Annotated in this window: 13 protein-coding genes; 4 read left to right on the top strand and 9 right to left on the bottom strand. The window is 56.9% G+C overall.

Going from position 1 to position 14,269, the window contains the following annotated elements; translation table 11 throughout:
* Nucleotides 1-2: 2 nt before the first annotated feature.
* Nucleotides 3-1,292, top strand: a complete 1,290-nt coding sequence (gene metK / locus GFH31_RS08265) for a methionine adenosyltransferase (RefSeq protein WP_055202696.1) — start codon at nucleotides 3-5, stop codon at nucleotides 1,290-1,292.
* A gap of 464 nt (nucleotides 1,293-1,756) precedes the next feature.
* Here the strand turns inward: metK and recO are convergent, their stop codons facing one another.
* From recO to GFH31_RS08225, 8 genes are all read right to left on the bottom strand, one after another.
* Nucleotides 1,757-2,482 (bottom strand): DNA repair protein RecO, encoded by a 726-nt coding sequence (recO, locus tag GFH31_RS08260; RefSeq protein ID WP_101571864.1) that lies wholly within the window; start codon nucleotides 2,480-2,482, stop codon nucleotides 1,757-1,759.
* Complete coding sequence (rdgB, locus tag GFH31_RS08255) at nucleotides 2,482-3,060, bottom strand: RdgB/HAM1 family non-canonical purine NTP pyrophosphatase (protein ID WP_118457065.1); 579 nt, start codon at nucleotides 3,058-3,060, stop codon at nucleotides 2,482-2,484. The genes recO and rdgB overlap by 1 nt, the downstream gene beginning before the upstream one ends.
* An 18-nt stretch (nucleotides 3,061-3,078) precedes the next feature.
* On the bottom strand, nucleotides 3,079-3,915 hold the full coding sequence (locus GFH31_RS08250; protein ID WP_055202701.1) for an HAD family hydrolase: 837 nt from the start codon (nucleotides 3,913-3,915) through the stop codon (nucleotides 3,079-3,081).
* Nucleotides 3,916-3,966: 51 nt separating this feature from the next.
* Entirely contained in the window at nucleotides 3,967-4,524 is a 558-nt protein-coding gene (locus GFH31_RS08245; protein WP_153497766.1) for a hypothetical protein, read from the bottom strand.
* 69 nt (nucleotides 4,525-4,593) lie between these two features.
* On the bottom strand, nucleotides 4,594-5,604 hold the full coding sequence (locus tag GFH31_RS08240) for a branched-chain amino acid aminotransferase (RefSeq protein WP_153497765.1): 1,011 nt from the start codon (nucleotides 5,602-5,604) through the stop codon (nucleotides 4,594-4,596).
* 44 nt (nucleotides 5,605-5,648) lie between these two features.
* On the bottom strand, nucleotides 5,649-7,688 hold the full coding sequence (gene metG, locus GFH31_RS08235; protein WP_055203526.1) for a methionine--tRNA ligase: 2,040 nt from the start codon (nucleotides 7,686-7,688) through the stop codon (nucleotides 5,649-5,651).
* Between the two features lie 97 nt (nucleotides 7,689-7,785).
* Nucleotides 7,786-8,904 carry a pyridoxal phosphate-dependent aminotransferase gene (locus tag GFH31_RS08230; protein ID WP_172970729.1) on the bottom strand — a complete coding sequence of 373 codons (1,119 nt, stop codon included), beginning with the start codon at nucleotides 8,902-8,904 and terminating at the stop codon, nucleotides 7,786-7,788.
* A 45-nt stretch (nucleotides 8,905-8,949) separates the two neighbouring features.
* Nucleotides 8,950-9,846, bottom strand: coding sequence for a YitT family protein (locus GFH31_RS08225; protein WP_101571874.1), 897 nt, complete (start codon nucleotides 9,844-9,846; stop codon nucleotides 8,950-8,952).
* A gap of 205 nt (nucleotides 9,847-10,051) precedes the next feature.
* On the opposite strand from GFH31_RS08225, the gene priA reads away from it, so the two are divergent.
* Genes priA through GFH31_RS08210 form a run of 3 tightly spaced genes read left to right on the top strand, consistent with a single transcriptional unit; the run spans nucleotide 10,052 to nucleotide 13,476 of the window.
* Nucleotides 10,052-12,349 carry a primosomal protein N' gene (gene priA, locus GFH31_RS08220; protein ID WP_228385744.1) on the top strand — a complete coding sequence of 766 codons (2,298 nt, stop codon included), beginning with the start codon at nucleotides 10,052-10,054 and terminating at the stop codon, nucleotides 12,347-12,349.
* Nucleotides 12,350-12,405: 56 nt separating this feature from the next.
* Nucleotides 12,406-12,690, top strand: coding sequence for a zinc ribbon domain-containing protein (locus GFH31_RS08215; protein WP_055203530.1), 285 nt, complete (start codon nucleotides 12,406-12,408; stop codon nucleotides 12,688-12,690).
* A gap of 51 nt (nucleotides 12,691-12,741) precedes the next feature.
* A complete protein-coding gene (locus GFH31_RS08210) occupies nucleotides 12,742-13,476 on the top strand; it encodes a ComF family protein (RefSeq protein ID WP_118655703.1) in 735 nt (244 codons plus the stop codon).
* A gap of 95 nt (nucleotides 13,477-13,571) precedes the next feature.
* Here the strand turns inward: GFH31_RS08210 and GFH31_RS08205 are convergent, their stop codons facing one another.
* Nucleotides 13,572-14,189: a hypothetical protein gene (locus GFH31_RS08205; RefSeq protein ID WP_118655501.1), complete on the bottom strand. Its 618-nt coding sequence runs from the start codon at nucleotides 14,187-14,189 to the stop codon at nucleotides 13,572-13,574.
* Nucleotides 14,190-14,269 lie beyond the last annotated feature (80 nt).

Raw genomic sequence — 14,269 nt, 5'->3', positions numbered from 1 at the left:
AGATGGGATTTTTATTTACCTCCGAATCGGTGTCCGAAGGACATCCCGACAAGGTTTCGGATCAAATTTCCGATGCAATCCTCGACGAATTTCTTCGTCACGATTCCAATTCGAAAGTAGCCTGCGAAACGCTCTGCACCACGGGGCTGGTCGTCGTGGCCGGTGAAGTCCGTTCGGAAGCGTACGTGGACGTACAAGACGTCGCGCGCCGCGTGATCAACCGGATCGGCTATACGAACGCCGATTACCGTTTCGACGGCAATTCGTGCGGCGTGCTGTCGGCGATCCACGAACAGTCGCCCGATATCAACCAGGGCGTCGTACGCGAGACCGAAGAGGAACAGGGCGCCGGCGACCAGGGAATCATGTTCGGTTACGCCTGCTCGGAGACCAAGGAGCTGATGCCCGCCACGCTGATCCTGTCGCACGTAATCCTGAAGGAACTGGCCGCCATCCGCCGCGAAGGCAAGGTGATGACCTACCTGCGACCCGACGCCAAGAGCCAGGTTACGATCGAATACGGCGACGACAACAAACCGCAGCGCGTGCATACGATCGTAGTATCGACCCAACACGACGAATTCATTACGGCCGCCGAAGCGGGCGGCGAAAAAGCCGCTGAAAAAGCGATGTGCGCCAAAATCCGCGAAGATGTCCAAAACATCCTGATTCCGCGCACCAAAGCCCGCCTGGAACGAGCCGGCGACTGCCTGGCCGAACTGATCGGCGACGACTACATCCTGCATGTGAATCCGACCGGCAAATTCGTGATCGGCGGCCCGCACGGGGATACCGGAGTGACCGGCCGCAAAATCATCGTCGACAGCTACGGCGGACGCGGAGCCCACGGCGGCGGAGCATTCTCCGGCAAAGACAGTTCGAAGGTCGACCGCAGCGCAGCCTACGCCGCCCGGCACATCGCCAAAAACCTCGTAGCGGCCGGTATCGCCGACGAAGTGCTCGTACAACTGTCCTACGCGATCGGAATCGCACAACCGCTGAGCGTCTACGTCAACACGAACGGAACTTCGAAAGTGAAAATGACCGACGGGCAGATCGCCGCGAAAATCAACGACCTGTTCGACCTGCGGCCTGCGGCCATCGTCCGCGAATTCGGACTCCGCAACCCGATCTTCGAAGCGACCGCTTCGTACGGACACTTCGGCAACCGTCCTTATACGCAAAAAGTAACCCTTTTCGAAAAAGGAAAAGAAGTGAGCAAAGAGATCGAATTTTTCGCATGGGAGAAACTGGATGCCGTCGATAAACTGAAAAAAGCGTTCCGCTGCTAATCGCGGCGATCGACGACTGCATAGGAACAGCCGGTTTTCCGGACGTTTTCTTATAAAAAGAGGAACGGGTCGATAATCGACCCGTTCCTCTTTTTTATCGAAATAAGGCCCGGTCGGGGCAGCGGGCCTCGTTACTGCAACGCCTCTCCGCTCCCGGCGAACCATCGCCGTCGAAATCTTTTGATTCAACGAACCGTACCGGAAGATTCACAGCATCCCGAACTACACGTAAGCCGGCCGCAAATCCGATAAAAAGAATAACGCGTCCTATAATTTTCAGATTTTAGGCGGTTTTCGAAGACAGCAGATTTTCCTTGGCGCCGGGAGTATGCTGAAAAACGGCGCCGACTATCCGGCAAAATAAACGGTTCCTGCCGCCCCCGCGGCTCGATCGATCCGGTCGCAAACGCCATCCCGACCGTCGATCGGTCGCAAGCCAAACGAGCGCCCGCCGCGGACAAGTCTCAAAAAATCTCACGCAAAATCGACACCGACCGGACGGTACGGATAGCGTCCAGATGATAACCGAAAAACAGCAGCATCGACTCCATAAAAGCGGAACGCTGCGTCCGCGACAACGGCAGGCTACCGAGCCGGTCGGCTTCGCAATCCATCAGATCGCCGAGCAAGCCGGAACAGGAAGCGTCCATGCAGATCCGATGCGCCGGAACGGACGGCGTAAACACGCCGCCCCGGATATCGAAATAACCGTTCGGGATCGGCTCGTTGCCCGGATAGAATCCGAGGTAGGCGGAAAGTTGCACGAGGAACCACAGGTGAAAATTGGAAATCCCTTCGGTCATCCGATCCAACTGCACGACCGACCGACAGACGAAATCGAACAGCGGTTCGTTGGCCTCCGACTCGCGGATCAATCGGTACAGCACCTCGGCCATAAACAGCGAAATGGTGCTCTTGCGGACGTCGAACGGCAGGCTCGAAAGCGGCGTCAGGCTGCGCACCTCCTTCATGCGATGCATCCGCGCCTGCGGCTGCTCGATCCCTTCGAATTCGACCAGGAACATCGGCTGGAACAGCGCCGCCTTGTTGCCCCGCCCCCGGCTGCTGTGCACGCCCTGGATCATGTAATTCATCCGCCCGAACAAGTCGGTAAACAGGTAGGCGACCATCGAACTGTCGCCGTATTTGATCGTATGCAGCACCACGCCGCGGGCTTTGTACGTACGCATTATTTCGCTCCCGAAAGAAACGCCGCCAATTTTTCGACGGCGCGGCCGCGGTGACTGATCGCGTTTTTGGCTTCGGAATCCATCTCCGCGAACGTGACGTCGTAACCGTCCGGAACGAAAACCGGATCGTAACCGAATCCTCCCCCGCCGTGCGGCGTATCCGTGATCGTACCGTCGACCACCCCGTCGAACTGATATTCCTTTCCTCCGAAGATCAGCGCGATCACCGTGCGGAACCGGGCCTTTCGGTCGGCCTGTCCCGAAAGGTTTTCGAGCAGCAGCGCCACGTTGTCGGACGAATTTCTGCCATCCCCGGCATAACGGGCCGAACGAACCCCCGGCGCGCCGCCGAGCGCATCGACTTCCAAACCGGTATCGTCGGCGAAACAGTCCAGCCCGGTGCGGTCGTACAGGTAGCGGGCCTTCTGAAAAGCATTTCCCTCCAGAGTCGGCTGCTCTTCCGGTATATCCTCGGTAATACCCAGATCGCAAGGCGTTACCAACTGATAACCACTGCCGAGAATCTCCTGCGCTTCGGTCAGCTTATGACGGTTATTGGTAGCAAAAATAATTTTCATAGCTTTTAAAAATACAAATTACTTTTTATAGAATTTGCTCAACTTGTGGTCGGCTTCGATCTTGTCGATGATCGTCCTGACGAGACAGTCGATCTCCTTATCGGGACTGTAATCGGCAGCGCAGATATAGCTGACGCGGTTATCGCGGATCAGTTCCATCATCTCCATGCGTTTCTGGCGCGAACGGGGATTGTAGACGGCGATCGAATGTCCTCCCTGCTGTTTGACCAGTTTCATACACGGAATATCGGTCGTCCCGTCGCCGAAATAAATCATGTGACGGAACTGCACCGGACGCTGCTCCTCCTCGATATACTCGTTGATCCGCCGGCTGTCGTACACGCTTTCGATCCCTTTGTTGATCTTGAAGATGAACTGCGTTTTATTGGTGTAATTGACCGCCACGGCCGGCCAGTAAGCCACGCCGTCGATATCGTAAAGGAACGAACAGGCGTAAATCTTCCGGAATTCCTTGGCGATCGGGGTTCCTTCGATCATCTCGCGCAGGCCCGACGAATTGATATAATGCTGCAGTTGGATGCCGCGTTCGGCGGCATAGGCGTTGATCCGCGGAAACCACTCGCGGACGCCCTCGTACAATTCGATATTCTGTCCCGACCGGGCGAACGACTCGCGCCGCAACGAAATGCCGGAACTCTTGGCTTCGTGCAGCATCCGGTACATATAAGCGAGGATCGGGTCGCCGTCCTGTTCGCGGGCGGTTTCGTTGCTCTCCTCCCAGAACTCGCGGTTGCTTTTGCCGATCGCCGGAATAAAGTCGTACTCCTGCATGTTGCCCGGCGAAAGCGTGCCGTCGAAATCGTAAATCAGCGCTACGGTCAGTTTCTTTGCCATAATCGAAGTAATTGATGCCCTAAAGATATAAAAAACGGGAATAAACGGCAATCACCGCCGCGCAGTCTGCCGTCGCGCACGGATGCGGCGGCAGATTTTCGCTCCCCGGTTCCGCAGCGCCGGACCGTCGTCGCGCATTAGCCAGCAGATCGTATCGTAAAGCTGCTCTTCGACCCACGGCAATTCTGCCGACAGGATGTCGAGTATCTCCATCGACCACACTTTTACGGCCGGACGCACCGACGGGTCTATCAGCCGGTCGAACGTCGTTTCGGCGATCTGTCGGCGCTGACTGTCGGTCAGTTCGATCCGCTTCCGGTCGAGCAGCCACGCCATCATCTTCGAATAATGACGGCACGCGCTCGGATTAACGATCGCGAGGTAATTCCGGACGAAATGCCCGATATGCCGCTCGAACGCCTCCGGCGCAATAAAAAACGCCCTTTCCAATGCATACGAAGCATGGAACGCAACGGACGGATCGCTGTCGAGTCCAAGGCTCAACGCGTCCCCGAAAAGATCGTGTTCCGCAATCAATCTCCCGTAACGTCCGGCAAATCCTTTGGTAAAATTGCCTTTCAGTTCGGCGGCCAGTTCCTTTTCGGTCATCGTACCCGGATTAAAAACTGCGGAGCGGGATTCCCCGTCCGCAGTTCCCTGTTTTTCAAAAACGATTCCTTACAACGCAACCATCCATCCGTACGTATCGGGTTCCTCGGCATACTGGATCGCTCGCAGTCGGTGGTACAACTTTTCGCTCCATTTGCCCGGCTTGCCGTCGTTGTAAACGAAAGTATGTCCGGTCAGCGGATCGTAAATGCTGCCGATGGGCGACAAAACGGCCGCCGTTCCGCACGATCCGGCTTCATCGAACGTTCCGAGCTCGTCGTAATCGACCGGACGCTGTTCGACTTTCAGCCCCATCTCCGCGGCCAGCGTCATCAAACTCATGTTCGTGATCGACGGCAGCACCGAATGGGATTTGGGCGTAATGTAAACGCCGTCGCGGATGCCGAAAAAGTTGGCCGCGCCGCATTCGTCGATGTGCTTTTTCTCCTTTGCATCCAGATACAGCACGCTCGGATATCCTTTTTCATGCCCGATCTCGGCCGAAGTCAGGCTCGCCGCGTAGTTCCCGCCGGCCTTCACGTGCCCCGTTCCGAGCGGAGCGGCGCGATCGTGGTCGCGGTCGATCAACACCTTGATCGGATTGAACCCTTCCTTATAGTAAGGACCTACCGGAGTAACGAAAACGATCAGCAGGTATTCCCCGGCGGGCTTTACGCCGACCTGCGGGCCGGTGCCGAACAGCACGGGGCGGATATACAGCGAAGCGCCCGTCCCGTAGGGAGGGACGAAACGTTCGTTGGCCTTAACCACCCGCTTCATCATATCGACGAACATATCGACCGGCGGCAGAGCCATTTTCAGGTATTCGGCCGAGGAGCGCATCCGTTTGGCATTCTCTTCGGGACGGAAGATGCGGATCACGCCGTCGGCGCCGCGAAATGCTTTCTGTCCTTCGAAAGCCTCCTGCCCGTAGTGCAGGCAGGTCGCGGCCATATGCATCGTGACCGTTTCGTCAGTTGTCAGTTCGGGCGTTGTCCAGGCTCCGTCGCGGAAATAACTCCGTATGTTATAGTCTGTTTTGATGTACCCAAAAGATAGGTTTTTCCAATCTAAGTCCATAACTCTATTTTTATTCAATCGTCACAAATCCGTTTTTATTCCCGCTACCCCACCATCGTGCCGTTGCCGACCGGCTCGGCAGGGGACAGCAGCACCAGCTTTCCGGTAGCGTCCTGCGCCATCAGGATCATCCCTTCGGACAGCACGCCTTTGAGTTCGCGCGGCTCCAGGTTGATCAGCACCTGCACCTGCCGCCCGACAAGCGATTCGGGAGTATAGTGCTCGGCGATGCCCGACACGATCGTCCGTTTGTCGATCCCGGTATCGATAGTCAGCTTCAACAACTTTTTCGTCTTGGCGATCTTTTCGGCGGCGATGATCGTCGCCACGCGGATATCCATCTTTCCGAAATCGTCGAACGCAATGCTCTCTTTCTGCGGTTCGACCTTCTTGCCGGCCTCCTTTGCGAGGTTGGCCCGTTTCGTAGCGGCCAGCTTTTCGAGCTGCGCCTCGATCACGCTGTCTTCGATTTTCTCGAACAGCAAGGCGGGCGTCCCGATCCGGTGTCCGGGCTTCAATAGGGCCGTATTTCCAAGCTGATCCCAGCCGAACTTTTCGACGTCGAGCAGCCTCAGGATCTTCTCCGCAGTAAAAGGCATGAACGGCTCGACGGCGATCGCGAGCGACGCGGTGATCTGCAACGAAACGTTCAGGATCGTCTGCACGCGTTGCGGATCGGTCTTATACAGCTTCCAAGGCTCCGTATCGGCCAGGTATTTATTCCCCAGGCGGGCGATGTTCATCGCCTCTTTGAGCGCTTCGCGGAAACGGTAATTCTCGATATTCTCTTCGAGCGCCTTTTTGATCTGCGGCAGTTCGCCGAGGATATCGCGGTCGTAATCGGTCAATTCGCCGCAGGCGGGAACCTTCCCGTCGTAATATTTTTGCGTCAGCACCAGCGCGCGGTTGACGAAGTTGCCGAGCACGGCCACCAACTCGTTGTTGTTGCGCGTCTGGAAATCCTTCCACGTGAAATCGTTGTCCTTGGTTTCCGGCGCATTGGCGCACAACACGTAGCGCAGCACGTCTTCCTTGCCCGGAAACTCTTCGAGGTATTCGTGCAGCCACACCGCCCAGTTCCGCGACGTCGAGATCTTTTCTCCCTCCAGATTCAGGAACTCGTTGGCCGGCACGTTCTCCGGCAAGATATAACCGCCGTGCGCGCGCAGCATCGACGGGAACACGATGCAGTGGAAAACGATGTTGTCCTTGCCGATGAAATGCACCATCTTGGTGTCCTCGTCCTTCCAGTATTTTTCCCAGTCGGGCGTCAGATCCTTGGTCGCCGAGATGTAACCGATCGGCGCGTCGAACCACACGTACAGCACCTTCCCCTCGGCACCCTTGACCGGAACGGGAATCCCCCAATCCAGGTCGCGGCTCACCGCGCGGGGCTGCAATCCCAAATCGAGCCAGCTTTTGCACTGCCCGTACACGTTGACCTTCCACTCCTTATGCTCTTCGAGTATCCATTTGCGCAGAAACTCCTCGTGCTTGTCCAGCGGCAGGAACCAGTGCGTCGTCTCGCGCATCACCGGAACCGACCCGGTAATGGCGCTGTGCGGATCGATCAGGTCGGTCGCGCTCAGCGTACTGCCGCACTTCTCGCACTGATCGCCGTATGCGCGGTCGTTCTGACAGTGCGGGCAGGTGCCGACGATGTAGCGGTCGGCCAGAAACTGCCCGGCCTCCTCGTCGTAATACTGCATCGTGGTCTTTTCGATGAACTCTCCTTTGTCGTACAGCGCGCGGAAAAAATCCGACGCGGTTTTATGGTGCGTGGGCGAAGTCGTCCGCGAATAGATGTCGAACGACATGCCGAGTCCTTTGAAAGCGTTCTTGATGATATTGTGGTACTTGTCAACGATATCCTGCGGCTTGACTCCCTCCTGGCGCGCCTTGATCGTGATGGGCACGCCGTGCTCGTCGGAACCGCATACGGAGATCACGTCCGCGCCCCGCAGGCGCAGGTACCTCACATAAATATCCGACGGAATGTATACCCCCGCAAGGTGTCCGATATGCACCGGCCCGTTGGCATACGGGAGCGCCGATGTGACAAGATAGCGTTTAAACTTTTTCATCGTAAAGGTCAAAAATCAATATTCCGTACAAAGTTATGAATTTTTCGTCAAAAACGGTTCGCCGCAGCCCCATTAATCAGCCGAAGAGGCCGAAATATCATCGGCGGACGAGCGGATCGAAAAATTCGCGGAACTTCGTATGCGGAACCGATACGCAAATCCGGCTGAACCTCGACGCGTAACCGGCCAACGCCGCGTCGCGCGTAAAAAAGTCCAGCGACACGCTGCCGATGCGGTGTTCGAGCAGTTCCTTCTCGCTGCGGTCGACGATCGCGAAAATGCCGACCGGCATCGACTCGCGGTAAAATTCCGTAGCCAGCAGGCCGTTTTCTTTCAGGTAAGCGATATTCAGCCCGATGTCCCGCACGGTCGCCGCTTTGAAATCCGCGACGGCGCGCCGTCCTTCGGGCGTCGTAAGCAAGCGCAACACGAGCGTCTGCGCGAACGCGTTGACGCCGTTGTTCGTGTACATCGTCCGCTTTTCGAGTTCGGCGTACAGTCCCGGATCGGTCGTATGGATAAACCCGATCCGCTGCCCGCTGAGCCCCATCGATTTGCTGAAACTCTCGACGATCGCCACGTTGCGCAACGGACGTATTTCGCGGTAGAACGTGTCCGTCGCGTCGCGGAAAACCCGGCGGTAGGGGCTGTCGAAAAAGACGGTTACGCCGGCGGCGTCCAATTTGCGCAGCAACGCCAACAAACGGGCGTCGTCGTACTTTTGTCCCAGCGGATTGCCCGGATCGCAGATCAGCACGCCGCAGCCGGTCAGTCGCGGGATCATCGACTCGAGTCGGTCGAGCGACGGGTATTCGGCGCGTTGCACGCCCCGGATGGTCAGCAATTTGAAATAGCACCCCCAGTAATAAACCGGCAGATACAGCCGCTCGATGTCGACGCTTTGCGCCAGCAGGTCGAGTCCGTTCATCGCCCCCGGCACAATCAGCAGGTTGTCACGCGACGATTCGCCGCCGAAGTACTCCGCATTAATCGCGTCTCGCAACGCCGCAAAACCGCGCCCCGGCGGATAGGTTTGCATCTGCGCCGTATTGAAGTCGATCCCGGCGATCACCTCCCGCAGGTCGATATTTACCACCGAATTGATCCCCCGGTTCAGCCGCAGGTATTCCGCCCCGGTACGGGCGCTCAGAGCCGCCAGATTCTCTCCGATCTCGACGATGTGCGACAACGCGACGCCGCTCTCTTTTATTTTCATTCCGATATGATAACGTTCCGGCATAAATTTTCCGAAATCTCTAACCTATTTTTTCAACGCTTCGAAGCCATGACCGTAAACGCCCATCACGTTACCGACCGTCATAAAGGCCTCCGGATCGACCCGTTTAATCAGTTTGAACAGCGTTCCCGTTTCGTATTTGCGACAAACCACCATCACCACTTTCGTCGGCTGCTTCGTGTACCACCCTTCGCCGTCGAGCAACGTCACACCCCTACGCATCTCGCTGAAAATCAGCCGGGCGATCTCTTCGTATTTTTTCGACACGATCAACACCTGCGTCGACTGCCGGTTGCCGGCCATCACGGCGTCGATCGTATACCCGTTGACGGCCACCATCACGTAACCGTAAATGGCGGCCGTAATATTCTTGAATATGAAAATCGAACAGCCGATGATCAACAGGTCGCACAGCATGATGATCCGCCCGTAACTGATCGTCTTGTAACGGTTGACGATCATCGCGATGATATCCGTGCCGCCGGTGCTGCCGCCCTGCGTGAAACAGATGCCGATACCGCCGCCCGCCACGGCTCCGCCGAGAATTACCGACAGCAGCTTGTCGTTGCCGAGTCCGAGTAGATTGTTCGGTATCAACCCCTGCATCACCGACATCGCCGCCGAAATGAAAACGATCGCATAGATCGTCTTCGCGCCGAACCGCAGCCCGACCAACACCGAACTGACCGCCACCAGCACCGAGTTCAGCACCAGGAACGAAAGCCCCAGCGGCACGCCGCCGTTCGTCCCGCCGGTCGCATAATAGATCAGCAGGCCCACGCCGTTGATTCCGCCTCCCATCACATCGGCCGGAATCAGGATGCCGGTCCATGCGAAAGAATACATCACCAGACCGATCGAAATCAACGTATATTCTTTAATAGTCTTTAAAACAGCCGTCTTCGAGAAATCCGCATTCATATTCCATCGTTATTTCGGTTTCCCGCCGCGCAACCCGAGCGACGGCGATCCGATTAACAAAGATCGGCAAGATTTTTCGATCTGCCAACAGTTTTTTGCACTTGCCGCCCGTCCGGAGCGGCCGCCGGAAGAATTTGCCGCGACGACCGGCTTCACCCGGAAACAATCCCGAAAAAACGCTATTTTTGTCGAAAAACATCCTTCTTTGGAAAAACGACCCGACAAATCTCCCGCGACGGCCGACCGCTACGCCGACGTGATCCTGCCTCTGGCCGCGCCGGCCATGACTTTCGCCGTCCCGGACGCGATGCTGCGGCAGATCGTGCCGGGCTGCCGGGTGATCGTCCAACTGGGAGCCCGGAAATACTACACCGGGATCGTCGACCGGCTGCACGGCCAGCGGCCGCCTTTCGACCGGATCAAACCGGTCGGGCGGATCGCGGACGCGGAACCCGTCGCCACGGCGGAACAACTGCGGCTGTGGCATTGGCTGTCGGAATATTACATGTGTCCGTTGGGAATGGTACTGCGGGCGGCGCTGCCGGCCGGCCTGAAATCCGACGGTTTTTCGGAGGACGAGACGTTCGGCCGCGGCTACATGCAGCCGCGGCAAACGGTCGTTTCGCTGCATCCGGACATCCGCAATGAGGAACGGCTGCACGTCGCGCTGGATTCCCTGTCGCGCGCGAAATCCCAGTACAAAGCCCTGCTGGAATACCTCGAAAAAACCGGGAATCCCGACTTCGGCGCACCGATCGAAATTCCGCGCAAACGGCTTTCGGCTCCGACCGCGATCCTCAAAGCGTTGGCCGAAAAAGGATTTATCCGGATCGCCGATACCGAAATCCCGGCATCGGACGCGCCCGCCGCGCCGGACAAACTGCCCGAACTTTCGGCAGCGCAAACGGCGGCCTACGAGCAGATCAAAACCTGTTTTTCGGAGAAAGAGGTCGTCCTGCTGCACGGGGTAACCGGCAGCGGCAAGACCGAAATCTACATCCGGCTGATGGCCGAAGCGCTGGCAGCCGGGCACAACGTGCTGTACATGCTGCCCGAAATCGCGTTGACCGCACAACTGATCCGGCGCATGGAAAGCTATTTCGGAAAAGCCGTCACGGTCTACCATTCGCGGCTGAGCGACAACCGCCGAGCCGCCGTCTACCACGAACTGCTGCGCTGCGACGGCGGACGGATCGTGATCGGCGTGCGCTCGTCGGTACTGCTGCCGCTGCGCAACCTGTCGCTGGTAATCGTCGACGAGGAGCACGACACCAGCTTCAAGCAGACCGACTCGGCCCCTCGCTACCACGGCCGCGACACCGCCGTGGTGCTGGCATCCGTCTGCGGCGCCAAAGTGCTGCTCGGCAGCGCGACGCCCTGCGCCGAATCGTTCCACAATGCGGTAACCGGCAAATACGGACACGTCGTGCTCTCGGAACGCTACGGCGGAGTCACGCTGCCGCAGGTGATCGTGTCGGACACGCTGCGCGCCGCCAAACGCGGCGAAAAGTACTCGCATTTCAACAAAATCCTGCTCGATCAGATCGACCGGACGCTGCAACGGGGTCGTCAGGCAATGCTGTTCCAGAACCGGCGGGGATTCTCGCCGTATGTCGAGTGCGGGCATTGCGGCTGGACGGGCGTCTGCCCCGACTGCAACGTTTCGCTGACCTACCATAAAAACGACGGAACGCTGCGCTGCCACTACTGCGGCTACCACATGCCGATCCCGAAAACCTGTCCGTCGTGCGGAACCGGCGAACTGCTTCCGCAAGGCTTCGGCACCGAAAAAATCGAAGAGGAACTGGCGGCGATCTTTCCGCAGGCCGCGATCGAACGGCTCGACGCCGACACCGCGCGTTCGTCGCGCAACTACCGGCGCATCATCGCTTCGTTCGAACAGCGTAAAACGGACATCCTGGTCGGGACACAAATCATCACGAAAGGGTTCGATTTCGGCGGCGTCGCGTTGGTCGGCATCCTGAACGCCGACAACATGCTGAATTACCCGGATTTCAGGGCCGGGGAGCGGGCTTTCCAGATGATGATGCAGGTCGGCGGACGCGCCGGACGCCGCGAAGAGCAGGGAACGGTCGTTATCCAGACCGCCCAGCCCGAACACCCGGTCGTTCGGCAGGCGCGCGACAGCGACTACGATGCGATGATCCGCTCGCAACTGGCCGAACGCCGCGCCTTTTTTTACCCGCCCTTCTGCCGGTTGATCGCCGTCCTGCTGCGCCATCGCGATCACGCTTTGCTATGGAAAGCGGCTGCGGCGTTCGGGACGGAAGCGCGCACCCGGTTCGGCCGCCGGCTGCTCGGCCCCGAACCGCCCGCAGTAGATCGGATACGCGGACAATTCCGGTTGCAGTTCCTATTGAAAATCGAAAAGCAGTTGCCGGTCGCCGCCGTGAAAAAAGAGTTGTCCGGACTTTTCGATCGGTTGCATGCCGTGCCGGAATTCCGGCCGGTCGACATCGTCGTAGACGTAGACCCGCAATAGCGTTTTTTCGGGAAAAAACGCTATCTTTAGAGCTTACCGATATCATGTACCTAATTATGGAACAAAAATTCTGTCAAAGTTGCGGCATGCCGCTTACGGACGCCTCCCAATTCGGCACGAACGCCGACCGAACCCCAAACGAAACGTACTGTCATTTTTGTTTCCGGGACGGAACGTTCACGCAGAAATGCACGATGGACGAAATGATCGAAAACTGCCTGAACTACCTGGACGAATTCAACCGCGATTCCCCGGTACAGTACACCCGCGAACAAGCCCGCGAGCAGATGCGACAGTTTTTCCCGCACCTGAAACGCTGGCAATCCGGTTCTCCCGAATAATCGATTTTTTCAGGGCCGCAACGGCCGATGTCCAAACCCAGAACGTCCGTCATGCTTCGCACCTATTTTTCGGAAATATTCCGCCTGTTCTTCCCGGAACGGTGTCCGGCCTGCGGGCGGTCGTTGCCCGAGGGCGTCCGGTGGCTGTGCCCGCACTGCCGCTGGGACATGCCGCTGACCGGGTATGCCGCCGAGCACGACAACCCGGTCGCCCGTAAATTCTGGGGACTGGTTCCGGTGCAAGAGGCGGCCTCGATGTTCTTTTTCACCCGGCACGGCCGCTACCGGGCGATGATCCACGGATTCAAATACCACGGACAATGGAAAACCTGCCTGCGACTCGGAGCGATGTTCGGCGCGGAGCTGTCCGAAAGCGGCCTGTACGACACGGTCGACCTGATCGTCCCCGTACCGTTGCATTACAGGCGGCTTTTCCGCAGGGGCTACAACCAAGCGGAGTACCTCGCGCGCGGCATCGCCGGGGCGCTCGGCAGGGAGACCGATTGCCGCAGTCTCGTCCGTAAATCTTACAACCGTTCGCAAACCGCCATGCGCAACCGCAAAGACCGCTGGGAAAACGTGGCGGACATCTTTTCGGTACGCTGTCCGCAACGGCTGGACGGACGCCATATCCTGCTGGTCGACGATGTGCTGACGACCGGTTCGACGCTGACCGCCTGCGCCGAAACCATCCTGAAAGCAGCCCCTTCGTGCCGCATCAGCATCGCTACGCTGGCCGTTTCGGCGACGGAACTGTTCGGGGGCAAAGGACAGGGAGGACTTTAACGGGAAGCGGTCGCCTGGACAAAATCCCGACAAACATTCATATAAATACAGTTAAATCAACCGCTCCCTGCTAATTTATTTTCAATAGCGACATTTTACTTATGCTGAGTATCGACATAAACTATATGACTATATGGAATTGTAAATGCAAAAATATTACCCTCCGTTACCACGGCATGACTTTGGGGATCGACGAAAACGAAATATACATATTGTTTATTATCGTAATTGAAGGTTATTTCGTAAATACTGTCTCCGACGTCGATAGACGCAACCGTCTGTTTTCTTTTTTCTCTCCGTGTCATTTCATAAGAATCCTTAAAATTGTCCGTCGGCATTACATCGAGCCATATTCTCGAATTAGTAATCTCTTTGGAAATATTGGTGGACGTACTACCCGTATGGCTCATAATATCCCAAAAAATACTGCTCGATGCCCCGAAATTATTTTTCAAATATTTCCGAGCATGGCTTCGGTTTTTGACGGTCCCTACTTTTTTGTAGGACACTAATTCAATCCCCGCTCTATTTTCAATGTATCGGGAAAAATTACAAAACAGATTACTGAGATTGCTTTCGTCCGACGTAAGCGGAGCGCCGACTTCAAAAAGAGTAATCTCCTTATCCGTTGGGGCCTGAGCTGAAACTTTCGTGACCGTATTTCCCCAGGTAAGCACAACCAAAAGACACAAAATTTCACGCATTATTCTCATAATTAATTAGTTTGATTTGTATAACTCACCCTAAATATTATCATTCCCTTCCCTGCTATACAAATATACAGTATACCCCC

It is taken from the genome of Alistipes sp. dk3624 (assembly GCF_009557455.1).
Taxonomy (GTDB): domain Bacteria; phylum Bacteroidota; class Bacteroidia; order Bacteroidales; family Rikenellaceae; genus Alistipes_A; species Alistipes_A hominis.
The sequence above is the reverse complement of the archived record's forward strand: the minus strand, read 5'-3'. Positions and strand labels throughout refer to the sequence as shown.